The following is a 26,771-nucleotide window of genomic DNA, read 5'->3' on the forward strand; positions in this document are numbered from 1 at the left end:
GAGGACACTGTGACGTTCACGACGAAGAAGACCGCGGTCAGCGGTCTCGCGCTGGTGGGCGCGGCCGCGCTGCTCGCCGGCTGTGCTGCGGCTCCCGATGAGTCGACCGACGGGGCCGGCGAAGGGCTCGACTTCCTGCCCTGCATGGTCTCCGACGCCGGCGGCTTCGAGGACCGGTCGTTCAACCAGCTGGGCTTCGAGGGCCTGCAGGCCGCAGCCGACGAGCTGGGCGTCGAGTACAAGGCGGTCGAGTCGGCGTCCGAGACCGACTACGCGTCGAACCTCTCCAGCCTCGTCGACCAGGGCTGCAACACGATCGTCACGGTCGGCTTCCTCCTCGCCCCGGCGGCGCTCGAGTCGGCGCTCGCGAACCCCGACATCGAGTACGTCTCGATCGACGACCCGGTCGACCAGGACTTCGACGGCGTCACCGACGCCGAGAACATCAAGCCGATCATCTTCGACACCGCGCAGGCGGCGTTCCTCGCCGGCTACCTGTCGGCCGGGGTCAGCCAGACCGGCGTCGTCGGCACCTTCGGCGGCATGAACATCCCGACCGTGTCGATCTTCATGGACGGCTTCGCCCAGGGCGTCGACTTCTACAACGAGGAGAACGGCACCGCGGTCAAGGTCCTCGGCTGGGACCGCGCGGCGGGCGACGGTTCGTTCACCGGCGGCTTCGAGGCCAACGACGGCGCTCGTCAGATCGCCCAGGGCCTGATCGACCAGAACGTCGACGTGCTGCTGCCCGTCGGCGGCCCGATCTACCAGTCGGCCGCTGCCGCGATCACCGACTCGGGTCGTGAGATCGCCCTCATCGGCGTCGACGCCGACGTCTTCGTGACCGACCCCTCGGTCGGCCCGCTGCTGCTCACCTCGATCCTGAAGGGCATCGACGTCGGTGTCCACGAGGCGATCGTCGAGGCCGGCAACGGCGAGTTCGACCCGACGCCGTTCGTCGGCACCCTCGAGAACGAGGGCGTGGGCATTGCGCCGTTCCACGACTGGGAGGCGAAGGTCCCGGCCGAGCTCGCGTCGAAGCTCGACGACCTGAAGGCGCAGATCATCGCGGGCGACATCGAGGTGGAGTCCTACCTGGCCCAGTGATCCGGGCACACGAGGGGAGGTCGGCGGCGCCGGCCTCCCCTTCGTGTTTCCCTCCGTCAGACTGACGATTTCTCAGCAGAAGAGTGCGGATCGCAACATCTGAGCAGGCCGCTGCGGTCGCCGCCGACTTTCGCGCGCGACCTGCTGCATCCGCGCACCCCTCAGTAGGATCAGGAACATGAAGCTCGAACTCCGAGGCATCACGAAGAAGTTCGGTTCACTCGTGGCCAACGACCACATCGATCTCACCGTCGAGCCCGGTGAGATCCACGCGCTCCTCGGCGAGAACGGCGCCGGCAAGTCGACGCTCATGAACGTGCTCTACGGCCTGTACCAGGCCGACGAAGGCGAGATCCTCCTCGACGGCGAGGTGCAGCATTTCACCGGGCCGGGCGACGCGATGAAGGCCGGTATCGGCATGGTGCACCAGCACTTCATGCTCATCCCCGTGTTCACGGTCGCCGAGAACGTGATGCTCGGTCACGAGTCGACCAAGGCGGGCGGCGTGCTCGACGTGGCGGACGCGCGGCGCAAGGTGCGCGAGATCTCCGACCGCTTCGGATTCGACGTCGACCCCGACGCGCTCGTCGACGATCTGCCGGTCGGCGTGCAGCAGCGCGTCGAGATCATCAAGGCGCTGTCGCGCGACGCGAGGGTGCTCGTGTTCGACGAGCCCACCGCGGTGCTCACGCCGCAGGAGACCGATGAGCTGATGGAGATCATGCGTCAGCTCAAGCAGAACGGCACCGCGATCGTGTTCATCACGCACAAGCTACGCGAGGTGCGCGAGGTGGCCGACCGCATCACCGTGGTGCGCCTCGGCAAGGTCGTCGGCGAGGCCGCGCCCACCGCCACGAACGCCGAGCTCGCCTCGCTCATGGTGGGCCGTGCGGTCGAACTGACCGTGCACAAGGATGCACCGCGGCTCGGCGAGCCCGCGCTGCTGGTCGAGGGCCTCACGGTCATCGACCCCATCGGCCAGCTCGTGGTCAACGACGTCAGCTTCCAGGTGCGCCGCGGCGAGGTGCTGTGCGTGGCGGGCGTGCAGGGCAACGGCCAGACCGAGCTCACCGAGGCGCTCGTCGGGCTGCAACCCCGCGTCGAGGGCCGCATCACGCTCGACGGCGAAGATCTCACGCGCGGCAGCGTCCGGCGCATCCTGAACGCGGGCGTCGGCTTCGTCCCCGAAGACCGCCAGGAGGACGGCCTGGTCGGCGAGTTCACCATCGCCGAGAACCTCATGCTCGACCGGGCCGACGGCCCGCCGTTCGTGAAGGCCGGCAACCTGCAGCTCGGGTACCTCGCCGAGTTCGCCGAAGACCGGGTGGAGGAGTTCGACGTGCGCACGCCGTCGATCGAGACGAAGGTCGGGCGGCTGTCCGGCGGCAACCAGCAGAAGGTCGTGCTCGCGCGCGAGCTCAGCCGCGACCTGCGCCTGCTCGTCGCGGCCCAGCCCACGCGCGGCGTCGACGTGGGCTCGATCGAGTTCATCCACAAGCGCATCATCGAGACCCGCGACTCGGGCGTCCCGGTCGTCGTCGTGTCGACCGAACTCGACGAGGTCACCGCCCTCGCCGATCGCATCATGGTCATGTACCGCGGCAAGGTCGTCGGCATCGTGCCCGGCGACACCCCGCGCGACGTGCTCGGCCTCATGATGGCCGGCGAGTCGCCGAACACCGAAGGAGCCGCCGCGTGAGCGACCCCACCGAACCGCGCCGGGCAGACGAGACCGAGATCGAGCCGCCGAGCCGTTGGCACCAGATCCTGCGCGACATCACCACCGGCAACGCGATCATCTCGGTGCTGGCGGTGGTGCTCGCCCTCATCGTCGGCGCGATCATGATCGCGTTCACCGACGAGCGGGTGCAGAGCACAGCGGGGTACTTCTTCGCGCGACCCGGCGACACGTTCGCGGCGATCTGGGACTCCGTCGCCGGCGCGTACTCGGCCTTCTTCCAGGGGTCGATCTACAACTTCCGCCGGCCCGACTTCGTGTCGGGCATCCGCCCCCTCACCGAGACCCTGACCTTCGCGACCCCGCTCATCGCGGCCGGCCTCGGCGTCGGCCTCGCGTTCCGGGTCGGCATGTTCAACATCGGCGGCCGCGGCCAGATGCTCCTCGCGTCGGCCGCAGCCGGCTGGGTCGCGTTCTCGTTCGACCTGCCGTACGGCGTGCACATGGTCGTGGCCCTCCTCGCAGGTCTCGTCGCGGGCGCGCTCTGGGCCGGCATCGCGGGCCTGCTGAAGGCACGCACCGGCGCCCACGAGGTGATCGTCACGATCATGCTCAACTATGTCGCCCTCTACCTGATCACCTGGATGCTGCGCACGCCGGGCCTGCTGCAGGCGCCCGGGTCGAACAACCCGAAGACGCCGCCCATGAAGGACACCGCGGTCTTCTTCCCGCTGCTCGACTGGTTGTCGCCGCAGTTCAACCTGCACTTCGGCTTCGTGCTGGCGATCGCGGCCGTCGTGCTGGTCTGGTGGATCCTCGACCGGTCGAGCCTCGGGTTCCAGTTCCGCGCGGTCGGCGAGAACCCGAACGCCGCCCGGGTCGCCGGCATCAACGTGAAGTCGATGTACCTGGTCGCGATGCTCATCTCCGGTGCGCTCGTCGGGCTCGCGGGCGTGAGCCAGGTGCTCGGCACGGTGACGACCGGATTCTCGTCGGGCATCGACGCCGGCATCGGCTTCGACGCGATCACCGTCGCGCTGCTCGGGCGTTCGACGCCGTGGGGCATCCTCGCCGCCGGCATCCTGTTCGGCGCGTTCAAGGCGGGCGGATTCTCGATGCAGGCCGCCGAGGGCGTGCCGATCGACATCGTGCTCGTCGTGCAGTCGCTCATCGTGCTGTTCATCGCGGCGCCGCCGCTCGTGCGGTCGATCTTCCGCCTGCCCGCGCCGGGCTCCGCCCCCCGCAGACCGCGGCCGATCGTCACGAAGGAGGTGGAGGCGAAGTGACCCTCGCACCGCAGCACAACGCCGCCGCGTCGGCTCCCGTCCTCGAATCCACCGTCGTCGTCAGCTGGAAGGCGCCGATCGCCTTCGCCATCGTCACCCTGCTCTCGATCGCGCTGTTCGTCTTCGCCCCGCACGGCGGTGAGGCGACCTTCCGGCTCTCGCCCGCCGGCGACGACTTCCAGTTGCCGCCGGTCGTGCTCGACTCGACCGTCACGGCGCTGATCACCGCGCTCGTCATGGCCGCCATCACCGTCGCGGCGGCGCTGCTCGTCCGGGCGCGCCGCAAGGTGTCGATCTGGCTGACGATCCTGTTCGCGGTGGTCTTCCTGATCGGGTTCCTCACCTGGGCCGCATCGGGGTCGAGCACCCCGGTCATCCCGGTGCCGGGTCTGCTCCAGGGTGCGCTCAGCCTCTCGGTTCCGCTCATCTTCGGCGCGCTGTGCGGCGTCATCGGCGAGCGGGTCGGCGTCGTGAACATCGCGATCGAGGGGCAGTTGCTCGCGGGGGCGTTCACGTCGGCCGTCGTGGCCTCGGTGGTCGGTCAGGCGGTGCTCGGCCAGACCCTCGGCCTGATCGCCGCGGCGGTGGCCGGTGTGCTGGTGGCCTTCGTGCTGGCGGCGTTCTCGATCAAGTACCTCGTCGATCAGGTCATCGTCGGCGTCGTGCTGAACGTGCTCGTGCTCGGCCTCACGAGCTTCCTCTACACGCAGGTGCTCGCGCCCAACCAGGCCACGCTGAACGCACCCCCGCGGCTCGAGCGCATCTCGATCCCGGTGCTCAGCGACATCCCCCTGCTCGGGCCGATGCTCTTCCGGCAGACGATCATCGTCTACCTCATGTACCTGGCGGTCGCGCTGGTGTACGTGGGCCTGTTCCACACCCGGTGGGGCCTGCGCCTGCGCGCGGTCGGCGAGCACCCGCAGGCGGCCGACACGGTCGGCATCAAGGTCAACACCACCCGGTTCTGGAACGTCTCGCTCGCCGGTGCGATCGCCGGAATCGGCGGTGCCTTCTTCACGCTCGGCGCGGTCGGCGCGTTCAACAAGGACATGACCGCGGGCGCGGGCTTCATCGCCCTGGCGGCGGTCATCTTCGGGCAGTGGGATCCGATCAAGGCGACGCTCGCGGCGCTGCTGTTCGGGTTCGCGTCGAACCTGCAGAACCAGTTGAGCGTCATCGGCTCGCCGGTGCCGAGCGAGTTCATGCTGATGCTGCCGTACGTCGTGACGATCCTCGCGGTCGCCGGCTTCGTCGGCAAGGTGCGCGGGCCCGCAGCAGCCGGCAAGCCATACATCAAGTCCTGACTCCCGGAGGAACCATGCCCGACACCGCATCGATCGACTGGGAGCACCTGCGCGAGATCGCCCGCGAGGCGATGGCGAAGGCGTACGTGCCCTATTCCGAGTTCCCGGTGGGTGCGGCCGCGATCGTCGACGACGGCCGGGTGGTGAGCGGATGCAACGTCGAGAACGCGTCCTACGGCGTCACGCTCTGCGCCGAATGCTCGCTCGTGTCGGCACTGGCGATGTCGGGCGGCGGCAAACTCGTCGCGTTCACCTGCGTCGACGGGCACGGCGGCACGCTGATGCCGTGCGGGCGCTGTCGGCAACTGCTGTACGAGCACTCGGCCGAGGGCATGGTGCTCGACACCGTGTCGGGCTTCAAGACCATCGACGAGGTGCTGCCCGACGCGTTCGGTCCGAGACAGCTCGCCGAGTACGCCGGCGGCACGACGGAGGCGGGCGCATGAGCGCGGTCGAGGCGTTCGACGCGGTCGACCTGATCCGCACCAAGCGCGACGGCGGCGAGCTGTCGACGGCGCAGATCGACTGGCTGGTCGACGCGTACACGCGCGGCTACGTCGCCGACGAGCAGATGTCGGCGATGACGATGGCGATCTTCCTGAACGGCATGGGGCGGCGCGAGATCCGCGACCTCACGATGGCGATGATCGCGTCGGGTGAGCGCATGGACTTCTCGGGGCTCGGCAAGCCCACCGTCGACAAGCACTCGACGGGCGGGGTCGGCGACAAGATCACGCTGCCGTTGATGCCGCTCGTCGCCTCCTTCGGGGTCGCCGTGCCGCAGCTGTCGGGCCGAGGCCTCGGGCACACGGGCGGCACGCTCGACAAGCTCGAGTCCATCCCGGGCTGGCGCGCCGACCTCACCAACGACGAGATGTTCGCCCAGCTGCGCGACCACGGCGGCGTCATCTGCGCCGCCGGCGCCGGGCTCGCCCCCGCCGACAAGAAGCTCTACGCGCTGCGCGACATCACCGGAACGGTCGAGGCGATCCCGCTCATCGCCTCGTCGATCATGTCGAAGAAGATCGCCGAGGGCACCGGCGCGCTCGTGCTCGACGTGAAGTTCGGGTCGGGCGCCTTCCTGCAGGACATCGAGCGCTCGCGCGAGCTCGCCCGCACGATGGTCGAGCTCGGCGAAGACGCCGGGGTGGCCACGAGCGCGCTGCTCACGAACATGAACGTGCCGCTCGGACACGCCATCGGCAACGCGAACGAGGTGCGCGAGTCGGTCGAGGTGCTGGCCGGCGGCGGCCCCGCCGACGTGCGCGAGCTCACCCTCGCGCTCGCGCGCGAGATGCTCGCGCTCGCGGGGCTGCCCGACGCCGATGTCGAGGCCGCGCTCGACGACGGGCGCGCGATGGACGCCTGGCGCGCCACGATCCGCGCGCAGGGGGGCGATCCGGATGCTCCGCTGCCGGTCGCGCCCGAGCAGCACGTCGTGACGGCCGACCGCGACGGCGTGCTCGTCCGCCAGGAGGCGCTGCCGTTCGGCATCGCCGCGTGGCGGCTCGGCGCCGGCCGGGCCCGCAAGGAGGACCCGGTGCACCACGCCGCGGGCATCGACCTGCACGCCAAGCCCGGCGACGCCGTGCGGGCCGGCGAACCGCTGTTCACGCTGCACGCCGACGACTCGGCGCGCTTCGCGCGTGCGCTCGAGGCCGTCGAGGGCGCGTGGGCGATCGGCGACGCCGGCGACCCCGTCGAGGACGGCGGCCCGCTCGTCGCCGAGCGCATCGGGCGCTGACCTCGCTCCGCACACCGGCGTAGCACACGTCGGCGAACGGAATGCGGCCCGACCGAGGCATCCTGCTTCGAATTCACCCAGACGTTGCGCGAGGCCCGCCGGTATCGTTGAGTCGTGGAGAATCCGACGGAGTTCCGCCTCGAAGGCGACGGCATCGACCTCAGCACGCTGCCGAAGGTGTCGCTGCACGACCACCTCGACGGCGGCCTGCGGCCGCAGACTGTGCTCGAGCTCGCCGACGAGATCGGGCTCGAGGTGCCGGCCGACGACGCCGAATCGCTCGCGGCCTGGTTCGCCGAGCAGTCCGACTCGGGGTCCCTCGTCGAATACCTGAAGACGTTCGACCTCACCACCGCGGTGATGCAGACCCGTGAGGGGCTCACCCGCGTCGCGCGCGAGTTCGTGCACGATCTCGCCGCGGACGGCGTCGTGTACGGCGAGGTGCGCTGGGCGCCCGAGCAGCACCTCACGGGCGGGCTCAGCCTCGACGAGGTCGTCGAGGCGGTGCAGGCCGGGCTCGACGAGGGTGCCGACGAGGTGCGCAGCCAGGGTCGTCGCATCCGCACGGGGCAGCTCATCACCGCGATGCGGCACGCCGACCGCGGCCTCGAGATCGCCGAGCTCGCGGTGCGGCACCGCGATCGCGGGGTCGTCGGGTTCGACATCGCCGGCGCCGAGGCGGGGTTCCTGCCCAGTCGGCACCGCACCGCGTTCGACTACCTCGCGAGCCGGTTCTTCCCGGTGACCGTGCACGCGGGCGAGGCCGACGGGCTCGAGTCCATCCGCAGCGCCCTCATCGACGGGCGTGCGCTGCGGCTCGGGCACGGCGTCCGGCTCGCCGAAGACCTCGTGATCGACCGACAGGACGACGAGCACACCTACGTCACGCTCGGCCCGATCGCCCAGTGGGTGCGCGACCGCGAGATCGCCCTCGAACTGAGCCCGTCATCGAACCTGCAGACCGGCGCGATCGCGGCCTGGGGCGACGAGCTCATCGACCACCCGTTCGACCTGCTGTACCAGCTCGGCTTCCGGGTCACGGTGAACACCGACAACCGGCTGCAGTCGGGCACCTCGCTCACCCGCGAACTGGCGCTGCTCGCCGACGTCTTCGGCTACGGCCTCGACGACCTCGAAGTGTTCCAGCTCAACGCGGCTGCCGCGGCGTTCCTGCCGATCGACGATCGCGACGAACTCGTCGAGCAGATCGAAGACGGCTTCTCCGAAGCCTGAGAAGGCACCCGCACCCCGAACGGAATCCGATGCCCCTGCCACCCCTGCCCGATGAGGCCGTCGACATCAGCGCCGACGCCGGCGACTGGCGCGCCGCCGTGCGCGTCGCGGGTCGGGGGCTGGTGCGCTCGGGCGCCGCACGCGCCGAGTACACCGACCGCATGATCGCCGTCATCGAGGAGTTCGGGGCGTACGTCGTGATCGCACCCGGACTGGCACTGGCGCACGCGCGGCCCGGTGCCGATGTGCGGCGCGCCGGCCTGTCAGTCGCGACGCTCGCGACGCCGGTCGCGTTCGGGCACCCGCACAACGACCCGGTGCGGGTCGTCATCGGTCTCGCGGTCGCGAGCGCCGACGAGCACGTCACGGGCGTGGCGAGCCTCGCGAACGTGTTCAACGACCCCGCCGCGATCGGCCGGCTCACGGCGGCGACCTCCGCCGACGAGGTGCGCGCGGTGCTGGGCGCATCGGCGACCGGCGACGACGCGGATGCCTCGGAGGTCGCCCCGTGAGGATCATCGCCGTGTGCGGCGCCGGCATCGGCACCTCGGCCATCCTGAAGGTGAACGCCGAACGCGCGCTCGAACGGCTGGGGTTGCGTGCCGACGTGACGGCGAGCGACCTGGCCGGGGTGCGCGATGCCGCCGCCGATGCGCAGGTGGTGCTCACGTCCACCGAACTCGCCGCGGCGGTGCGCGAGGCGCTCGGCCGCAGCTACGCCGAGATCCTCGAGGTGACGAACTACTTCGACGTCGCCGAGATCTCCCGTGCCCTCGAGAAGTCGCTGGGCTGACCGGCCCCGACACCCCCCCGGGTCGGCCTCACCCGTACGCAATTCAGGTTCGCACGCGGCGTGTCGGCGGTCGACACGGCGTGTCGCCGCCGCGACACACCTCCGAACCTGAATTGCGTACCGCGAAACGCGGGGTCAGGCCACCAGAGCGCGCATGCCGGCGTCGAGCGCCGCGAGTGCGGCGTGGGCGGCGGCGCGGCGCTCGGCGACGGTGCCCGCGGTCGACACCGTGTCGAGGTACACCTTCAGCTTCGGCTCGGTGCCGCTCGGTCGCACCATGACGCGCGCGCCGCCGTCGAGCACGATGCGCAGCACGTCCGAGGGGGGCAGATCGCCGTAGCCGTGGGCGAGGTCGTCGATGCGCTCCACGCGCACGCCGCCGATCTCGGCGGGCGGCGTGGCACGCAGGCGAGCCATCACCTCGGCGATCTTCGTGAGGTCGGTGACGCGAATCGAGATCTGGCCCGAGGCGAAGCATCCGAACCGCTCGATGAATGTGTCGAGGTGGTCGGCGACGCTGCGGCCCTCGGCCTTCAACCGCGCCGCGAGCGAGAGGAACGCGAGCCCAGCCGAGATGCCGTCCTTGTCGCGCAGCGTGCCCGGGTTGACGAGGTAGCCGAGCGCCTCCTCGTAGCCGAACACCAGCCCGGGGGCGCGGGAGATCCACTTGAAGCCGGTCAGGGTGCCGCGGAACTCGAGATCGTACGCGCGGGCGATCGCTTCGAGACCGGGGGAGGAGACGATCGAGCAGGCAAGCGTGCCCTCGGCGCCGCCCTCGCCGCGGGCCGACGCGGTCGCGCGCTCCGCAGCCTGCCACCCGAGGATGAGGCCGACCTCGTTGCCGGTGAGCCGGCGGAAGCCCTCGGGCGCCGACGGGTCGGGGATCGCGATCGCGAGCCGGTCGGCGTCGGGGTCGTTCGCGATCACCAGGTCGGCGCCGACCTCGCGGGCGCGGGCGAACGAGAGGTCCATCGCGCCGGGCTCTTCGGGGTTCGGGAACGACACCGTCGGAAACGCCGGGTCGGGCGCGATCTGCTCGTCGACGAGCGCGGGCGCCGTGAACCCGGCCGCCTCGAGCACGCGCGACATGGTCTGCCAGCCCACGCCGTGCATCGCCGTGTACACGACGCGCGGCTGCGCGCCCGCGGCGGGCGGGGCATCCGCCACCTGCGCCGTGGCCGTGACGTACGCGTCGACGACGTCCTCGCCGGCGGTCTCGAAGGGGGCGCGCGGCAGTGCGTCGACCGTCGTGGTCGACGCCACCCGCAGGATGTGCGCGGCGATCTCGGCGTCGGCGGGCGACACGATCTGCGAGCCGTGGTCGTCACCGCCGAGGTAGACCTTGTAGCCGTTGTCGTTGGGCGGGTTGTGCGACGCCGTCACCATGACGCCCGCGCTCGCGCCGAGGTGGCGCACCGCGAACGCGAGCACCGGGGTCGGCAGCAGACGGGGCAGCAGCACGGCCCGCACGCCGGCTCCGGCCATCAGCTCGGCCGAGTCGCGTGCGAACACGTCGGAGTTCTTGCGGCCGTCGTAGCCGATGACGACCGACGGGGTCGCGCCGGGTTCGGCGCGCTCGAGGAGGTAGGCCGCCAGGCCCGCAGCGGCCTGCGACACGAGCACCCGGTTCATACGGTTCGGGCCCGCGGCGATCTCGCCGCGCAGACCCGCGGTGCCGAACGCGAGCCGGCCGTCGAAGCGGTCGGCGAGGTCGGCGGCGGCGGCCTGCGCGGCCGGGCCGTCGTCGCCGCGCGCCGCGTCGAGCAGCCCCTGCAGCTCGGCGCGGGTCTCGGGGTCGGGATCCTGCGCGAGCCACGCCTCGGCGCGGGCGGTGAGGTCGTCGTCGAGCCGGGTCATCCGCTGGTCCTCTCTCAAGCTCGTGCGCTCGGGCCGCAGCCGCTCAGATCGCGGCCACGACGTCGGCGAGCAGCCGCGAGATCACCGGTTCGGCGGCGCGGCCGGCCTCGATGACCTCCTCGTGGCTGAGCGGCGTGGTCTGGATGCCCGCCGCGAGATTGGTGATCAGCGAGAAGCCGAGCACCTCCATGCCGGCCTGGCGGGCGGCGATCGCCTCGAGCGCGGTCGACATGCCGACGATGTGGCCGCCGATCGTCTTCGCCATCCGCACCTCGGCCGGGGTCTCGTAGTGCGGCCCGCGGAACTGCACGTACACGCCCTCGTCGAGCTCGGGCGCGAGACCCTTCGCGATCGCGCGCAGCCGCGACGAGTACAGGTCGGTGAGGTCGATGAAGGTCGCGCCCTCGAGCGGCGAATCGGCGGTGAGGTTGATGTGGTCGCTGATCAGCACCGGGGTGCCCGGCTTCCAGTGCGGCTTGATGCCGCCGGCCCCGTTGGTCAGGATCATCACGGATGCCCCGGTCGCCGCCGCCGTGCGCACCGAGTGCACCACCCGGCGCACGCCGTGGCCCTCGTAGTAGTGCGTGCGGGCGCCGATGACGAGCGCCCGCTTGCCGTTCGGCAGCAGCACCGAGCGCAGCGTGCCGACGTGCCCCTCGAGCGCCGGCTTCGAGAACCCGGGCACCTCGGTGGCCGGGATCGTGTGCGTCGTCTCGCCGATCAGCTCGGCGGCGCGGCCCCACCCCGAGCCGAGGGTCAGCGCGAGGTCGTGGTGCTCGACGCCGGTGAGCTCGGCGATGCGCGCCGCGGCGTCGCGAGCCACCTCGAACGGGTCGGCGGCGGGGTCGTCGAGCGGGTTCAGCTGAGGCATCCCACCATGGTAGTGAGGCGAACCGGATGCCGCGCCTCGCGCGTGCCGCCCGCCCGAGCCTGCGCAGGCGAGCGGGGCGGGCGTGCGCATCCGAGCGCAGCGCGTGCTCGTATGCGGGGGAGCGCGGATGAGAGAATCGAAGCCATGGCCTACGAGTTCGAGCGCACGCAGAGAATCGCCGTCCTCGGAGGGGGGCCCGGCGGGTACGAAGCGGCCCTCGCCGGCGCGCAACTCGGTGCCGAGGTCACCCTCATCGAGCGGGCCGGCGTCGGCGGTTCGGCGGTGCTCACCGACGTGGTGCCGTCGAAGTCGCTCATCGCGACCGCCGAGGCGTCGAACGCCGTCAAAGAGGCGGCCGACCTCGGCGTGCAGTTCTACGCGAAGGGCGACCACGAGAAGGCGGTGAAGCCGAAGGTCGCGATCAACCTCGCCGCCGTCAACAAGCGGCTGCTCGGGCTCGCCGCCCAGCAGTCCGACGACATGCGGCACAACCTCATCGACGCGGGCGTGCACCTCGTGCAGGGCGAGGGCCGGCTCGACGGACCGAACGCCGTGATCGTGTCGACCGCGAAGGGCGGCACCGACTTCGACCGCATCGAGGCCGACACGCTCGTGATCTCGGTCGGCGCATCGCCGCGCATCCTGCCGACCGCCGTGCCCGACGGCGAACGCATCCTCACGTGGACGCAGCTCTATCACCTGCAGCAGGTGCCCGAGCACCTCATCGTCGTCGGCTCGGGCGTGACGGGGGCCGAGTTCGCCTCCGCGTACCGGGCGCTCGGCGCGAAGGTCACGCTCATCTCGAGCCGAGACCAGGTGCTGCCCGGTGAGGATCAGGACGCGGCATCCGTCATCGAGAAGGTCTTCACCCGCAACGGGATGAAGGTGCTCAACCGGTCGCGTGCCGAGTCGGTCGTGCGCGACGGCGACGAGGTCGTCGCGACCCTCACCGACGGGCGCGAGGTCCGCGGATCGCACTGCCTGATGGCGGTCGGCTCGGTGCCGAACACCGCCGACATCGGGCTCGAGCAGGCCGGTGTGCAGCTCGCCGAGTCGGGGCACATCCGCGTCAACCGGGTCGCGCGCACGTCCATCCCGAACATCTACGCCGCGGGCGACTGCACGACGTTCCTCCCGCTCGCCTCGGTCGCCTCGATGCAGGGGCGCACCGCCGTGTTCCACGCCATGGGCGACATCGTGAACCCGCCCGAGAACCGCAACATCACCTCGAACATCTTCACCCAGCCCGAGATCGCCACGATCGGCTGGACGCAGAAGGAGATCGAAGACGGCGTCGTGCCCGGCGTCGTCTACAAGCTGCCGCTCTCGTCGAACCCGCGCGCGAAGATGATGGGCATCCGCGAGGGGTTCGTGAAGCTCTTCGCCTCGAACGGGTCGGGGGCGATCATCGGCGGCGTCATCGTCGCGCCCAAGGCGTCCGAGCTGGTGTTCCCGCTCGCGCTCGCCGTCGAGCACCGGCTCACGGTCGACCAGTTCGCCGAGGCGTTCCCGGTGTACCCGTCGCTGTCGGGGTCGCTCACGGATGCGGCGCGGGCCATGCACGTGGTTCGATGAGGTGAGCGACGCGGCTTCGCGCCGCGTACAGCGGATGGCGCGGGGGCGCCGCAGTCCGTCAGGGGGATGCCATGAATCTGCGAGTGAAGTCCGTCGAGGCATCCATCGCCGATGCCGCCGATGAGGAACGCAACCTGAAACGCTCCCTCGGCACCTGGGATCTCGCCCTCATGGGCATCGCGGTCGCGGTCGGCGCCGGCATCTTCTCGGTCGGGGCGCAAGCGGCGGCGAACTTCGCGGGCCCCAGCGTGATCCTCTCGTTCATCCTCGCCGCGGTCACGTGCGGGCTCGCGATCATGTGCTACGCCGAATTCGCCTCGACGGTGCCCGTCGCGGGCAGCGCGTACACGTTCACGTACGCGACCATGGGCGAACTGCTCGCCTGGATCATCGGGTGGGACCTCATCCTCGAACTGTTCACCGCCGCCGCGGTGCTCGCGAAGTACTGGGGCGTGTACCTGAGCGAGGCGCTGCTCGCGTTCGACGTGCCGTTGCCCGCGACGTTCGAGGTCGGCGGTGTGTCGATCAGCTGGCCCGCCTTCCTCATCGTCGCGATCTTCACCGTGCTGCTGGTGGCCGGCACGAAGCTCACCGCCCGGGTCGGCGCGGTGTTCACGCTCATCAAGGTCGGCATCGTGCTGTTCGTGATCGTCGTCGGCTTCTTCTTCGTGAAGGCCGCGAACTTCACCCCGTTCATCCCCGAGGCGGTGCCGACCGAGGGCGGAGCATCCGATGCCTGGACCCAGTCCCTGTTCGCGTGGATGACCGGTGCGGCACCCGCGCAGTACGGGGTGTTCGGCATGCTGGCCGCGGCATCCCTCGTGTTCTTCGCCTTCATCGGCTTCGACGTGGTCGCGACCAGCGCCGAGGAGGTGCGCGACCCGCAGAAGCGACTGCCGCGCGGCATCTTCCTCGGCCTCGGTATCGTCACGCTGCTGTACGTGCTGGTGTCGATCGTGATGACCGGCATGGTGTCGTACCGCGACCTCGCCGCCGAGGAGAGCCCGTCGCTGGCGACCGCGTTCCGGCTGCTCGATCAGGACTGGGCGTCCGCCGTGATCTCGTTCGGTGCGCTCGCGGGGCTCACGACCGTGATCATGGTGATCCTGCTCGGGCTCGCCCGCATCGTGTTCGCGCTCAGCCGCGACGGGCTGCTGCCGCGGTGGCTCTCCAAGACCACGGCGCACACCAAGACGCCGGCCCGCGTGCAGATCATCGCCGGCGCCCTCGTGGCCGTCGTGGCGGCGTTCACCGACGTCGGCCTGCTCGAGGAGATGATCAACATCGGCACGCTGTCGGCGTTCGTGCTGGTGTCGCTCGGCATCATCGTGCTGCGGCGCACCCGACCCGACCTGCCCCGCGGATTCCGGGTGCCGTGGTCGCCGTTCCTGCCCATCCTGTCGGCGGTGCTCTGCGTCTGGCTGATGCTGAACCTCACGACCCTCACCTGGGTGCGGTTCGCGGTGTGGCTCGTGATCGGCATGGCGATCTACCTGCTCTACGGTCGTCGCCGGTCGCGACTGGCGGGCGAACAGGTGAGCGAGGTCGAGCTGCCGACCGCGCAGGGCGCCGAATAGGGCATCCGGATGCCTCGGGCGGACACTCGGCGTCACGCTCGGCAACATCCGCGCGGAGCCTCGAGCGCCTGCCTAGGCTCCAGCTGTGACCGTCACCGAACCGATCGTCCACACCGGCGGGCAACCCAGGCCCGGCGGGCAACCCGAGCTGCAGCGCATCATCCTCGACTGGTTCATTCCGCTGACCGGCGATTCCCGCACCGACCTCAGCCAGGGTTCGGCGATGACCTACTCCGGCCAGTCCGCGGCGAGCCCGACGCGCGCACCCGACATCGGGTACCTCGCGCAGATCGCCCGCGCCGTCGAACACCTCGGTTACCACGCCGTGCTCATCCCGACCGGCGGGCGCAGCGAGGAGAGCTGGACGGTCACCTCGGCGCTCACCCAGCACACGCGCGAACTCGACTTCCTCGTCGCGTTCCGGCCGGGGCTCGTCTCGCCGACGCTGCAGGCCGAGATCGCCGCCACGTTCCAGCGCGTGAGCGGCGACCGGCTCCGGGTGAACGTGGTGGTCGGCGGCGACGACGCCGAACAGCGCAGCTACGGCGACCGCATCGGCAAGGACGACCGGTATCGGCGCGCCGCCGAGTACCTCTCCATCGTGCGCCGGCTGTGGAGCGGTGCGCGCGTCGACCACGCCGGCGAGTTCTACACGATCGAGGGCGCGCAGTTGCCGCGCCTCGACCGCGTGCCCGAGATCTACCTCGGCGGCTCGTCGGAGGCCGCGATCGAGGTCGCCGCCGAGCACGCCGACGTCTACCTGAGCTGGGGGGAGCCGCCGGCGCAGGCGGGCGCGAAGATCGACCGGGTGCGGGCGCGGGCCGCCGAGCTCGGGCGAACCCTGCGCTACGGCGTTCGGCTGCACGTCATCGCGCGACCGACGAGCGAGGAGGCCTGGCGCATCGCCGATGAGCTCGTCGCCGGGCTCGATCCCGAGGTGGTCGCCGCGGCGCGGGCGTCGTTCCTGGCGTCGGCGTCGGTCGGCCAACGCCGCCAGGCCGAACTCGTCGGCGGGGGGCTGCGGCGCGAGGACCTCGAGATCGTGCCGGGGCTGTGGGCCGGCGTCGGGCTGGTGCGCGGCGGAGCGGGCACCGCGCTCGTCGGCAGCTTCGAGGAGGTGGCCCGGCTCATCCGCGAGTACCGCGCGGCGGGATTCGTCGAGTTCGTGCTCTCGGGCTACCCGCACCTCGAGGAGGCGTACTGGTTCGCCGAGGGTGTGGCGCCGCTGCTGGAGCTCGAGCCCCGCTGAGCGACGCGCCCGGGTGGGCGCGCGGTCGCGTGCGCGCGCGGTCGCGTGGGCGCGTGGTCGCGTGGGCGCGCTCAGGCGGCCGGCGCGTCCGCGATCGACAGCAGCAGGTGACCGCTCGAGACGGTGAGGCCGGTCTCGGCGTTGATCGTGCCGACCACGCCGTCCTTGTGGGCGGTGATGGGCTGCTCCATCTTCATCGCCTCGAGCACGAGGATGAGGTCGCCCTTGACGACCTTGTCGCCCTCGGCGACGGCGACCTTCACGACCGTCGCCTGCATGGGCGCCGTGACGGCGTCGCCGGTCGCGGTGTCGACCGCGTGCGACGCGGCGCGGCGACGCGGGGCGGTGCCGAGGGTCACGGGACGCGGCCCGCCCGAGAGCTTCTTCGGCAGGCTCACCTCGATGCGCTTGCCGGCGACCTCGACCACGACCGACTCGCGGGCCTGCGGCCCCTTGGTCTCTTCGAGCTCGCCCGTCCACGGCTCGATCGTGTTGTCGTACTCGGTCTCGATCCAACGGGTGTGCACCGAGAACGGCTCGTCGCCCTCGGGGGCGAACGCGGGCTGGTTCACGACATCGCGGTGGAACGGCAGCACCGTCGGCAGGCCGGCGACCTCGAACTCGTCGAGCGCGCGTCGGGCTCGGGCGAGCGCATCCTGACGGGACGACCCCGTGACGATGAGCTTGGCGAGCAGCGAGTCGAACGCGCCCGAGATCTCGTCGCCGGTGGTGACGCCCGAGTCGACGCGCACGCCGGGGCCGCCGGGGAACCGCAGCACGTGCACGGGGCCGGGGGAGGGCAGGAAGTTGCGGCCCGGGTCCTCCCCGTTGATGCGGAACTCGAACGAGTGCCCGCTGACGACGGGGTCGGGGTAGTCGAGCACGCCGCCCTCGGCGAGGCGGAACTGCTCGCGCACCAGGTCGAGCCCGGTGACCTCTTCGGAGACGGGGTGCTCGACCTGCAGGCGGGTGTTCACCTCGAGGAACGAGACCGTGCCGTCCTGCCCGATGAGGAACTCGCAGGTGCCGGCGCCGACGTACCCGACCTCGCGCAGGATCGCCTTCGACGACGTGTACAGCGCGTCGCGCTGGGCGTCGGTGAGGAACGGCGCGGGCGCCTCTTCGACGAGCTTCTGGTGGCGGCGCTGCAGCGAGCAGTCGCGGGTCGAGACGACGACGACGTTGCCGTGCGCGTCGGCGAGGCACTGGGTCTCGACGTGGCGCGGCTTGTCGAGGTACTTCTCGACGAAGCACTCGCCGCGGCCGAAGGCGGCGACGGCCTCACGGGTGGCGGAGTCGAAGAGCTCGGCGACCTCGTCGCGGGTACGGGCGACCTTGAGGCCTCGCCCGCCGCCGCCGAACGCGGCCTTGATCGCCACGGGCAGACCGTGCTCGTCGACGAACTCGAGCACCTCCGAGGCATCCGCGACGGGATTGAGGGTGCCGGGCGCGAGCGGCGCACCCACCTTCTCGGCCACGTGCCGGGCCGAGACCTTGTCGCCGAGGCGTTCGATCGCCTCGGGCGACGGGCCGATCCAGATGAGGCCGGCGTCGATGATCGCGCGCGCGAAGTCGGCGTTCTCGGCGAGGAACCCGTAGCCGGGGTGCACGGCGTCGGCCCCCGAGCGGCGGGCGACCGAGAGCAGCTTGTCGATGACGAGGTAGGTCTCGGCGCTGGTCGAGCCGTCGAGGGCGTACGCCTCGTCGGCGAGCTTCGCGTGCCGGGCGTCGCGGTCCTGGTCGGCGTAGACGGCGACCGAGGAGATGCCGGCGTCCCGAGCGGCCCGGATGACACGAACGGCGATCTCGCCCCGGTTGGCGATCAGGACCTTGGTGATGCGCGGCATATCTCAAGGCTATTCAGATGCGCGCAACCGCCTTTGGGTGACCTCCACAAAAAGACCTCCAGAACTCGTATCAGGGTCGACAAGGGTTCGGATGCCCCGGATCGGTCAGCCGACCCGGTTCCAGAGGCTCGTCCACGTGCCGCCGAGCTCGCGCACCAGTTCGCGCAGCGTCGACAGGCTGAGGCCGACCACCGTCGACGGGTCGCCGTCGACGCGCCGGATGAACGGGCCGCCGAGGCTGTCGATCGTGAACGCGCCGGCCACCGCGAGCGGTTCCCCGGTCGCGATGTAGGCGTCGATCTCGGTGTCGTCGAGTTCGGCGAAGGTGACGGATGCCGCATCCGGCCGCCCGATCGCGGCACCGGGCCGCCCGCCCCGATGGTCGATCAGCCAGTGCCCGCTCCAGAGCAGCCCGGTGCGCCCGTGCTGCGCCGCCCACCGTTCGCGGGCGACCTCGGGGCGGTGCGGCTTGCCGTGCAGCGCGCCGTCGACGAGGAACGCCGAATCGCCGCCGAGCACGAACCCGTCGATCGGCTCGCCGCCTGGGCGGGATCCGAGGATCGCCTCGGCCTTCGCCCGGGCCAGCAGCTGCACGAGCGCCGGCGCGTCGAGCGGACCGTGCTCGGCCTCGTGCTCGGCGACGAGCGCCTCCTCGTCGACGCCGGGCGACACGGTCACCGGCTCGATGCCGGCCTGGCGCAGCAGCTGGAGGCGGGCGGGAGACGTCGAGGCGAGGTACAGGCGCATGCCCCCATCCTGCCGCGCACCCGCCCGCCCCCGCCCGCCCCCTCCGCCATGTACGCAATTCAGGTGCGGAGGTGTGTCGGCCGGCGTGTCGCGGCACTGAATGGCCGACACGCCGTGCGCGCTCCTGAATTGCGTACATGGCTGGACTGGGTACTTGACGGGGCGGAGGGGGCGGGGCGGGGTGCGAGCGGGCAGGATGGAAGGATGGCCCGCCCCTCCCGCCACCGCACGTCCAGCCCCACGGGTGCCAAGCGCACCGCGCACCCGCGGCGCCGCACGCCCGCGGCCCCGGTCGCCGGCCCCGAGCTCGAGCTCGACGTCGAGCGCATCGCGCACGGCGGCGTCGCGGTCGCCCGGCACGAGGGGCGCGTCGTGTTCGTCGCCGACGCGATCCCTGGCGAACGCGTCCGCGCGCAGGTGACCGACGCGAGCCGCGACCGGTTCTGGCGGGCCGAGACCCTCGAGGTGCTCGACGCGTCGCCCGACCGCCGCGAGCACGTGTGGGCCGAGGCATCCGTCGACCGCGCGCCCGAGCAGCGGGCGGGCGGGGCCGAGTTCGGCCACATCCGGATGCACCGCCAGCGCGCCCTGAAGGCGGAGGTGCTGCAGGACGCCCTCGCGCGCATGGCGGGCGAGCAGCGCGAGGTGGTGGTCGTGGCCGTCGACGACGCGCTCGCCCCCGGCGTCGACGTCGAGGCGGGCACCGGGTGGCGCACCCGGGTCCGCCTGCACGTCGACGACGAGGGCCGGGTCGGCCCGTACGCGGCGCGCAGCCACCGGGTCGTTCCGGTCGCTAGCCTGCCGCTCGCGGCGACCGCTCTGCAGGGCATCGCGCCGCTCGGCACCCGCTTCGACGGGGCGGTCGAGTCGGTCGAGCTCGTCGCGCCGACCGGGGGCGGAGCATCCGTCGTCGTGCGCCGGGCGGGCGATCCGCGCGAGGCCGCACCCGAGATCGTCGAACTGGTCGGCGATCGGCGATTCCGGCTCGCGCGCGATGGGTTCTGGCAGGTGCACCGCGGCGCCGCGGCGACCCTCACCCGGGCCGTGCAGCAGGCGATCGACCCCGACCGGTTCGACCTCGCCGCCGAGCACCTCGACCTCTACGGCGGCGTGGGCCTGCTCGCCGCCGCCGTCGGCGATCGGTTCGGGTCGACGCTGCGCATCACCTCCGTCGAGGCCGACGCGCGCGCGACCGAGCACGCCGGCGCGAACCTCGCCGACTTCGTGGGCGCCCGGGCGGTGACGGCGCGAGTCGACCGGTTCCTCACCGAACTCGGGCGATCGGATGCGTCGCGGAGCATCCGCGGCGGCACGATCGTGCTGGACCCGCCGCGCTCGGGCGCCGGACGCGACGTCGTCGCCGGGGTGGCCGCGCTGCACCCCGCGCAGGTGGTCTACGTCGCGTGCGATCCGGTTGCGCTCGCGCGCGACGTCGCGACCTTCCGCGATCTCGGCTACGGGCTCGAGGAACTGCGCGCATTCGACCTGTTCCCGAACACGCACCACGTCGAGGCCGTCGCGCGGCTGAGCGCTATCGTGTGAGGACAGCGGAGGGGGCGGCAGTGGGGCAGGCGCAGCACGACGGGCCGACGACGGTCGCGATCGTCGACGACCACGAAGCGGTGCGGCTCGGGTTGCGGGCCGCGTGCCGCGACGCGGGCTACGAGGTCGTCACCGAGGCTGCGGGGGTGCCCGAACTGCTCGACGCGCTGGGCCTGGACCGGGTCGACGTCGTGGTGCTCGACCTGTCGCTCGGCGACGGCCGCAGCGTCACCGACAACGTCCGCGCCGTGCTGGCCACGGGCAGCGGGGTGCTGGTGCACAGCATCGCCGACCGGGTCGCCGCCGTGCGCGAGGCGTTGGCGGCGGGCGCCGCGGGCGTCATCCCGAAGTCGTCGCCGATGTCCGCCGTGATCGGCGCGATCGCGGTCGTGGCTCGCGGCGACGTGCTGAACAACGTGGAATGGGCGAGCGCGATCGAGGCCGACCGCGACTTCGCGAAGGCGGCGCTGGGGCGGCGCGAGCGCGACGTGCTGCACCTGTACGCGTCGGGCCTGCCGCTGAAGCTGGTCGCACAGCAGCTCGGCATCGCGCACTCGACGGCACGCGAATACCTCGACCGCATCCGGCAGAAGTACATCGAGGTCGGCCGCCCGGCGCCGACCAAGGTCGACCTGCTGCGCCGCGCCGTCGAGGACGGCATCCTGCCGGGGCTCGACGAAGCCGGAGATGCCCGGCGCTGACGGGCGCCTCGCGCGCCCCGCGGACGCGCGCCGTGCGGTGAGCGGCGCACGGGTCGAGACCATCACCGGTCGCGCCCTCGGGGCCGCGGCGATCGTCTTCTCGCTGCAGACCGTGCCCGCGGTGATCGCGCAGGCCGAGGCCCTCGTCCAGGGCGCGGCCGCCGCGCTCGGCGCGGTGATGTACGGTGCGGCCGTCGCGCTCGCGGTCGCGATGATCGCCCGGATCGCCGAACGCATCACCGCCGTGGTCTACGCCGTCGCGTACGCCGCGGCGCTGGTGGCGTGGCCGTTCCTCGTCGAGCACCCGGTCGCGCTCGACGGGCAGGCGCCGTGGCTGTACTACCTCATGACGGTCGCCACGACCGCGGTCGTCTTCGCGATGCCGATCGGCGCCGCCGTCGGGTACACGATCGTCGCGCCGGTCCTCTACGGCGTGGTGCGCCTGCAACCGCAGGGCGGTTCGGCGGATCCGTTCACCGCTGCGTTCGAGACCGGCTACTCGATCGTGCTCGGCATGGTGGTCCTCGTCATCGTCGCGATGCTGCGGCACGCCGCGGCGGGCGTCGATGCCGCGCAGGAGGCCGCGCTCGCGCGGTACGACATCGCGGCCCGGCAGCATGCGAACGAGATCGAACGGGTGCGGACCGACGCGCTGGTGCACGACAGCGTGCTCACGACGCTGCTCGCCGCGGCGGCCGCGGGCACCTCCGACGAGCAGCAGCTCGCCGCCCGGATGGCCCGCGATGCCGTCGCCCGGCTCCGCGAGGCCGGAACGTCCGCTGCCGAACCCGACGCCAGCATCGAGCTGAACGTTCTGGTGCGCCGGTTGCGTGCCGCCCTCACGACCTTCGCGACCCCGTTCACGGTGCGCGTCGTCAACGCCGGCGGCGTCGAGCTCACCGTTGAGGCGGTCGAAGCGCTCTATTCGGCCGCGGTGCAGGCGATGGTGAACAGCCTCCAGCACGCCGACGACGGCACGCGCCCGACGCGGCGGGAGCTGCGGATCCGCGGGGTGCGCGCGACCGGCTGCGTCATCGAGATCGCCGACACCGGCATCGGGTTCGATCCGGCGATGGTGCCGACGGAGCGGCTCGGGTTGCGCGTCTCGATCGAGGAGCGGCTCGCCGGCGCCGGCGGCCGTGCGACGATCGCGTCCAGACCGGGCCACGGCACGACGGTCACGCTGGTCTGGCCCGAGGGGGTGGATCGCGCGTGATCGCCATCTCGCGCTGGCTGCTGCTCGCCCTGGGCGCCGCGTTCTCGATGTTCCACGTCGTGCTCGGTCTGAGCTCGCTCGGCGTGCCTCACCGGCCGTGGCCGACGCTCGCCGCGTTGGGGCTGTACGCCGCCGCGACGGTGCTCAGCCTCTGGCCCACCGGGCGGGTGCGGATGCCCGACTGGCTGGCCGCGTTCGACCTGGTCGTCGCCATCGCGGTGCCGGTGCTGGTCACCACGCAGCTCGACCCCGACGCCGACAACGGGTTCGCGACCTGGTATGTGGCCGCGGTGGGCACGCTCATGACGATCGTCGCGGCCCGCCGCCAGCTCGTCATGGCGTGGATCGGCGTGGGGGCGCTCGCGTTGCAGACGCTGCTGTGGGCCGGGTTCGCGGCGCTCGGCAGCCTGGGGGTGGTGGGCAGCATCGTGTGGGTCGCCATCGCGCACGCGCTCACCGTCGCCCTGGCGTCGGCGGCGCGGGCGGCGCGGCGCTACGGCCAGGCCGAGCGGGAGGCGGCCGCGTGGCAGGCGGCGCAGGATGCGCACCTGTTCGAGGGCCGGATGCGACTGGCGCAGACGAGTCGCATCGCCTCGCCGATGCTGCGGCGCATCGCCGATCAGGGCGGTGTGCTCACCGAGCAGCAGCGACGCGAGTGCCGGATGCTCGAGGCCGCGATCCGGGACGAGATCCGCGGCCGGATGCTGCTCACCGACGTCGTGCGCGTCGAGGTGCAGCGGGCACGCGAACGCGGTATCACGGTGACCCTCCTCGACGAGGGCGGCATCGACGAGCTCGACGAACCGGCCCGCGACCGGGTGCTGTCCCGGCTGGCCGAGGCGATCGCCCGGTCGACCGCCGACCGCATCATCGTGCGCACGGCGGCGGAGGGCTCGCCGGTGGCGGTCACGGTGGTGGGCCTGCGCGGGAGCGGGGACCCGGCCGCGCACGACGACGACGATGCGGAGGTCGAGCTCTGGCTCGAGATCCCGCGTGCCGTCGACGACTGATCCTCGCGGCCCCGGCCGACGGGCAGGGCACGAGGACGTGCCGCCGAGGCATCCGGGGTGGGCCATCGGGGGGGTTATAGGCAAGAACGTGTGGATGGGATCTTGATCTCGCGGCGGAATCACGCGGCAGCACGAGTATTGTCATGGTCCGCGACCCTTAGTCGTGAACCATCCCTCGAATCAGACGCGCTGCATGGTATGCGGATCGTTGCTCGTGAAGAACGGGACGACCGCGGCCGGAACGCAGCGGTGGCGGTGCCGGGACTGCGGGGCCTCCTCCGTACGGCGACGTCCGGATGTCACCAGACGTGAGCAGTTACGCCGGTTCCTGACCTGGCTGACGGGCAAAGCATCTCAGGCCGAGCTCGGCGGCGGTACTGGACGTTCCTTCCGTCACGACACCGCCTGGTGCTGGGACCTTCAACCCCGCATGCCGATCACCGGTGAAGTCCATGACGCGGTCCTCGTCGACGGCGTCTGGGTCGGGTCCTGGTGCCTCCTGATCGCGCAATCCTCGACCGGGACCGTGATCGCCTGGCAATGGGCCGCAAGCGAGTCCACTGCCGCGTGGGAAGCCCTGTTCACCCAGATCCCACCACCGACCGTGGTCGTCACCGATGGGGGCTCCGGGATCCGTTCCGCACTCGCGCGAACCTGGCCAGACACCAAGGTCCAACGCTGTATCTTCCACCTGCAGATGAACGTGACCCGCGAACTCACACGCAAACCACGCCTGCACGCCGGCAAAGCACTCCGACAGATCGCGCTCGCCCTGACCGATGTCCACACGGTCGATGACGCGATCACCTGGCGGCTCACGCTCGAAGCCTGGTGGCAGAAATACGGGCACCTCACCCGAGAACGCAGCATGTACGACAACGGCCAGTTCGGGTACACCCATCACCGGCTCCGCAAAGCCTGGGTGATCCTGCACCGCGCCGCGCAAGCCGGACACATCTTCACCAACCTCGAGCACGGCAACCCAAGAGCAACCTCACGCTTGGAAGGCCTGAACTCCCAGATCCGCAACCTCCTCCGCCACCACCGCGGCATGCCGATCGAACACCGCCGAAGGGCCGCCGAATGGTTCCTGCTCCTCCACGAGATCCCCATCGATCAAGCACACAAGCACGCCCACCAGCCCGCACCGAAACACGTCGAACCACCGACAGAAGACCCCATCGGACCCGCACTCTACGACACCGCCCTGAGCGCCGAAGAAGGCCTCTGGACCCGCTCAGGATGGGCAGGCAGAACATGACACGCCCGACACCATCCACACGTTCTTGCCTATAAGCCCCATCGGGGTCACGGCCGCCGGGCATGAGGAAGGGGCCGGTCGATACGACCGGCCCCTTCAAGCTCGAGTCACGATGACAACCCGAATATCACCCTGACTCGCCCCCAACCGGTCATCGGTTACCCGACCGACGACCGTGGCGGCTCCGATGAGGAGCCTGCATGACTATGCTGCCCCCCATCGGGGGCCTTGCCAAGTCGGTGTTTCGGGGGACAATGGCGGACACCCTCAGCGCCCCCAGCCGACCCATCGCCCGGGACCCCGCTCGAACGGCCGGCGGTGCGGCCGCGCGGCGCGCACCCAGCCGTCGGTTGGCCCGGTCGGCGCCGGCGGCTGATCCCGCTGCGCGGCGATCGCGGCGAGCACGACCGCGGTGGCCGCCGCGGCTTCGTCGTCGGACACGCCGCGGGTGCGGATCCGCAGGTCGACGGTGGGCTCGTCCTCGGTCACAGCGGGATGTTCCCGTGCTTCTTGGGCGGCAGACTCGCGCGCTTGGTGCGCAGCGTGCGCAACGCCTTCACGATCGCCACGCGCGTCGCCGCCGGCTCGATGACCCCGTCGAGCTCGCCGCGCTCGGCCGCCAGGAACGGGGATGCCACGTTGTACGTGTACTCGTTGGCCAGCTGCGTGCGCACGGCCGCGACATCCTCGCCGGCCTCCTCGGCGCGCTTCAGCTCGGCGCGGTAGAGGATGTTGACCGCGCCCTGACCACCCATGACGGCGATCTCGGCCGTCGGCCAGGCCAGGTTGATGTCGGCGCCGAGCTGCTTCGACCCCATCACGATGTACGCGCCGCCGTAGGCCTTGCGGGTGATGACGGTGACCAGCGGCACGGTGGCCTCGGCGTACGCGTAGAGCAGCTTCGCGCCGCGGCGGATGACGCCCGTCCACTCCTGATCGGTGCCGGGCAGGTAGCCCGGGACATCCACCAGGGTGACGATCGGCAGGCCGAACGCGTCGCAGAACCGCACGAACCTGGCCGCCTTCTCGCCCGCGGCGATGTTCAGCGTGCCCGCCATCTGATTGGGCTGGTTCGCGATGATGCCGACCGAGCGCCCCTCGATGCGGGCGAAGCCGATGAGGATGTTCGGTGCGAACAGCGGCTGCACCTCGAGGAAGTCGCCGTGGTCGACGACCCCGGCGATGACCTGGTGCATGTCGTACGGCTGGTTCGGCGAGTCGGGGATGACCGTGTTCAGCCGGTGGTCGGCATCGGTGATCTCGAGCTCGACGTCGGCGTCGTACACCGGCGACTCGCTCATGTTGTTGTCGGGCAGGAACGAGACGAGGGTGCGCGCGTAGTCGAGCGCGTCGTCCTCGTCGCTGGCGAGGTAGTGCGCGACGCCCGAGACGGTGTTGTGGGTGAGCGCGCCGCCGAGCTCTTCGAACCCGACCTCCTCGCCCGTGACCGTCTTGATGACATCGGGGCCGGTGACGAACATGTGGCTCGACTTGTCGACCATGATGACGAAGTCGGTGAGGGCGGGGGAGTACACCGCACCGCCCGCGGCCGGGCCCATCACGATCGAGATCTGCGGGATGACGCCCGACGCCTGCGTGTTGCGGCGGAAGATCTCGCCGTACTTGCCGAGCGCGACCACGCCCTCCTGGATGCGCGCGCCGCCCGAGTCGAGGATGCCGATGATCGGCACGCCGGTCTTCAGCGCGAGGTCCATCACCTTGATGATCTTCTCGCCGGCCACCTCGCCGAGCGAGCCGCCGAAGGTCGTGAAGTCCTGCGAGTACACCGCGACCTGTCGGCCGTGGATGGTGCCGGTGCCCGTGACGACCGAGTCGCCGTACGGGCGCTTCTCCTCCATGCCGAACGCGTGGGTGCGGTGGCGCACGAACTCGTCGAGCTCGACGAACGACCCCGGATCGAGCAGGCCCTCGATGCGCTCGCGGGCGGTGAGCTTGCCCTTCGCGTGCTGCTTCACCTGCGCTGCTTCGCCCGCAGCCGTCACCGCATGGTGGTAGCGGTGCTTCAAGTCGGCGAGTTTGCCCGCGGTCGTGGTGAGGTCTGGGCCGTCGGTGGTCGCTTCGGTCACGCGGTTCACTCTACCGGCGGGCTTTGCGGCGGCTTCGTTGACGGTTTCCTACAAATCCCGACCGGATACTAGCCTGAATCCGACAC

General features: G+C 71.3%; 23 protein-coding genes. 17 read left to right on the forward strand and 6 right to left on the reverse strand.

Annotated features, from left to right (window positions below; all coding sequences use genetic code 11):
* The first annotated feature begins 9 nt into the window (after nucleotides 1-9).
* The 9 genes from MTO99_RS01260 to MTO99_RS01300 all read left to right on the forward strand — a co-directional run bounded on the left by MTO99_RS01260 (nucleotide 10) and on the right by MTO99_RS01300 (nucleotide 9,145).
* The gene (locus MTO99_RS01260) at nucleotides 10-1,107 is read left to right on the forward strand and encodes a BMP family lipoprotein (protein WP_243556281.1); all 1,098 of its coding nucleotides are present in this window, start codon (nucleotides 10-12) and stop codon (nucleotides 1,105-1,107) included.
* A gap of 178 nt (nucleotides 1,108-1,285) precedes the next feature.
* A complete protein-coding gene (locus MTO99_RS01265) occupies nucleotides 1,286-2,806 on the forward strand; it encodes an ABC transporter ATP-binding protein (protein ID WP_243556283.1) in 1,521 nt (506 codons plus the stop codon).
* Complete coding sequence (locus MTO99_RS01270; RefSeq protein WP_435520781.1) at nucleotides 2,803-4,071, forward strand: ABC transporter permease; 1,269 nt, start codon at nucleotides 2,803-2,805, stop codon at nucleotides 4,069-4,071. The genes MTO99_RS01265 and MTO99_RS01270 overlap by 4 nt, the downstream gene beginning before the upstream one ends.
* Nucleotides 4,068-5,375 carry an ABC transporter permease gene (locus tag MTO99_RS01275; RefSeq protein ID WP_243556285.1) on the forward strand — a complete coding sequence of 436 codons (1,308 nt, stop codon included), beginning with the start codon at nucleotides 4,068-4,070 and terminating at the stop codon, nucleotides 5,373-5,375. Before MTO99_RS01270 ends, MTO99_RS01275 begins: the two co-directional genes overlap by 4 nt.
* Before the next feature lie 14 nt (nucleotides 5,376-5,389).
* Nucleotides 5,390-5,821: a cytidine deaminase gene (locus tag MTO99_RS01280; protein ID WP_243556286.1), complete on the forward strand. Its 432-nt coding sequence runs from the start codon at nucleotides 5,390-5,392 to the stop codon at nucleotides 5,819-5,821.
* On the forward strand, nucleotides 5,818-7,119 hold the full coding sequence (locus MTO99_RS01285) for a thymidine phosphorylase (protein WP_243556287.1): 1,302 nt from the start codon (nucleotides 5,818-5,820) through the stop codon (nucleotides 7,117-7,119). The genes MTO99_RS01280 and MTO99_RS01285 overlap by 4 nt, the downstream gene beginning before the upstream one ends.
* Before the next feature lie 114 nt (nucleotides 7,120-7,233).
* Nucleotides 7,234-8,352, forward strand: coding sequence for an adenosine deaminase (locus MTO99_RS01290; RefSeq protein ID WP_243556288.1), 1,119 nt, complete (start codon nucleotides 7,234-7,236; stop codon nucleotides 8,350-8,352).
* Nucleotides 8,353-8,381: 29 nt separating this feature from the next.
* Nucleotides 8,382-8,864, forward strand: a complete 483-nt coding sequence (locus tag MTO99_RS01295) for a PTS sugar transporter subunit IIA (RefSeq protein ID WP_243556289.1) — start codon at nucleotides 8,382-8,384, stop codon at nucleotides 8,862-8,864.
* Complete coding sequence (locus MTO99_RS01300; protein WP_243556290.1) at nucleotides 8,861-9,145, forward strand: PTS sugar transporter subunit IIB; 285 nt, start codon at nucleotides 8,861-8,863, stop codon at nucleotides 9,143-9,145. The genes MTO99_RS01295 and MTO99_RS01300 overlap by 4 nt, the downstream gene beginning before the upstream one ends.
* Before the next feature lie 135 nt (nucleotides 9,146-9,280).
* On the opposite strand, the gene MTO99_RS01305 is transcribed toward MTO99_RS01300, so the two are convergent.
* Together MTO99_RS01305 and MTO99_RS01310 are read right to left on the reverse strand one after the other, a co-directional pair.
* Nucleotides 9,281-11,002: a phospho-sugar mutase gene (locus tag MTO99_RS01305; protein WP_243556291.1), complete on the reverse strand. Its 1,722-nt coding sequence runs from the start codon at nucleotides 11,000-11,002 to the stop codon at nucleotides 9,281-9,283.
* Between the two features lie 43 nt (nucleotides 11,003-11,045).
* Nucleotides 11,046-11,873, reverse strand: coding sequence for a purine-nucleoside phosphorylase (locus tag MTO99_RS01310; RefSeq protein ID WP_243556293.1), 828 nt, complete (start codon nucleotides 11,871-11,873; stop codon nucleotides 11,046-11,048).
* A 144-nt stretch (nucleotides 11,874-12,017) separates the two neighbouring features.
* Between MTO99_RS01310 and MTO99_RS01315 the strand changes: the two genes are divergently transcribed.
* From MTO99_RS01315 to MTO99_RS01325, 3 genes are all read left to right on the forward strand, one after another.
* The gene (locus tag MTO99_RS01315; RefSeq protein ID WP_243556295.1) at nucleotides 12,018-13,448 is read left to right on the forward strand and encodes an NAD(P)H-quinone dehydrogenase; all 1,431 of its coding nucleotides are present in this window, start codon (nucleotides 12,018-12,020) and stop codon (nucleotides 13,446-13,448) included.
* A 71-nt stretch (nucleotides 13,449-13,519) separates the two neighbouring features.
* Complete coding sequence (locus MTO99_RS01320) at nucleotides 13,520-15,025, forward strand: APC family permease (RefSeq protein ID WP_243556297.1); 1,506 nt, start codon at nucleotides 13,520-13,522, stop codon at nucleotides 15,023-15,025.
* A gap of 85 nt (nucleotides 15,026-15,110) precedes the next feature.
* Nucleotides 15,111-16,274, forward strand: coding sequence for an LLM class flavin-dependent oxidoreductase (locus MTO99_RS01325; RefSeq protein ID WP_243556298.1), 1,164 nt, complete (start codon nucleotides 15,111-15,113; stop codon nucleotides 16,272-16,274).
* A 71-nt stretch (nucleotides 16,275-16,345) separates the two neighbouring features.
* Here the strand turns inward: MTO99_RS01325 and MTO99_RS01330 are convergent, their stop codons facing one another.
* Both MTO99_RS01330 and MTO99_RS01335 read right to left on the reverse strand, forming a co-directional pair.
* Nucleotides 16,346-18,121, reverse strand: a complete 1,776-nt coding sequence (locus tag MTO99_RS01330; protein ID WP_243556300.1) for an acetyl/propionyl/methylcrotonyl-CoA carboxylase subunit alpha — start codon at nucleotides 18,119-18,121, stop codon at nucleotides 16,346-16,348.
* 105 nt (nucleotides 18,122-18,226) lie between these two features.
* Nucleotides 18,227-18,868 carry a Maf family protein gene (locus MTO99_RS01335; protein ID WP_243556301.1) on the reverse strand — a complete coding sequence of 214 codons (642 nt, stop codon included), beginning with the start codon at nucleotides 18,866-18,868 and terminating at the stop codon, nucleotides 18,227-18,229.
* Nucleotides 18,869-19,072: 204 nt separating this feature from the next.
* On the opposite strand from MTO99_RS01335, the gene MTO99_RS01340 reads away from it, so the two are divergent.
* From MTO99_RS01340 to MTO99_RS01360, 5 genes are all read left to right on the forward strand, one after another.
* Nucleotides 19,073-20,410 carry a class I SAM-dependent RNA methyltransferase gene (locus MTO99_RS01340; protein WP_243556302.1) on the forward strand — a complete coding sequence of 446 codons (1,338 nt, stop codon included), beginning with the start codon at nucleotides 19,073-19,075 and terminating at the stop codon, nucleotides 20,408-20,410.
* A 20-nt stretch (nucleotides 20,411-20,430) separates the two neighbouring features.
* A complete protein-coding gene (locus MTO99_RS01345; RefSeq protein ID WP_243556303.1) occupies nucleotides 20,431-21,111 on the forward strand; it encodes a response regulator transcription factor in 681 nt (226 codons plus the stop codon).
* Nucleotides 21,098-22,327 carry a sensor histidine kinase gene (locus MTO99_RS01350; RefSeq protein ID WP_243556304.1) on the forward strand — a complete coding sequence of 410 codons (1,230 nt, stop codon included), beginning with the start codon at nucleotides 21,098-21,100 and terminating at the stop codon, nucleotides 22,325-22,327. The genes MTO99_RS01345 and MTO99_RS01350 overlap by 14 nt, the downstream gene beginning before the upstream one ends.
* Complete coding sequence (locus MTO99_RS01355) at nucleotides 22,324-23,337, forward strand: DUF8320 family protein (protein WP_243556305.1); 1,014 nt, start codon at nucleotides 22,324-22,326, stop codon at nucleotides 23,335-23,337. Before MTO99_RS01350 ends, MTO99_RS01355 begins: the two co-directional genes overlap by 4 nt.
* 193 nt (nucleotides 23,338-23,530) lie before the next feature.
* Nucleotides 23,531-24,598 (forward strand): IS1249 family transposase, encoded by a 1,068-nt coding sequence (locus MTO99_RS01360; protein ID WP_243558879.1) that lies wholly within the window; start codon nucleotides 23,531-23,533, stop codon nucleotides 24,596-24,598.
* 267 nt (nucleotides 24,599-24,865) lie between these two features.
* On the opposite strand, the gene MTO99_RS01365 is transcribed toward MTO99_RS01360, so the two are convergent.
* Nucleotides 24,866-25,087 (reverse strand): acyl-CoA carboxylase epsilon subunit, encoded by a 222-nt coding sequence (locus MTO99_RS01365; protein ID WP_243556306.1) that lies wholly within the window; start codon nucleotides 25,085-25,087, stop codon nucleotides 24,866-24,868.
* Nucleotides 25,084-26,694: an acyl-CoA carboxylase subunit beta gene (locus MTO99_RS01370; RefSeq protein WP_435520782.1), complete on the reverse strand. Its 1,611-nt coding sequence runs from the start codon at nucleotides 26,692-26,694 to the stop codon at nucleotides 25,084-25,086. Before MTO99_RS01370 ends, MTO99_RS01365 begins: the two co-directional genes overlap by 4 nt.
* Nucleotides 26,695-26,771: the final 77 nt, after the last annotated feature.

It is taken from the genome of Agromyces larvae (assembly GCF_022811705.1).
In the GTDB taxonomy this organism is placed as follows: Bacteria; Actinomycetota; Actinomycetes; order Actinomycetales; family Microbacteriaceae; genus Agromyces; species Agromyces larvae.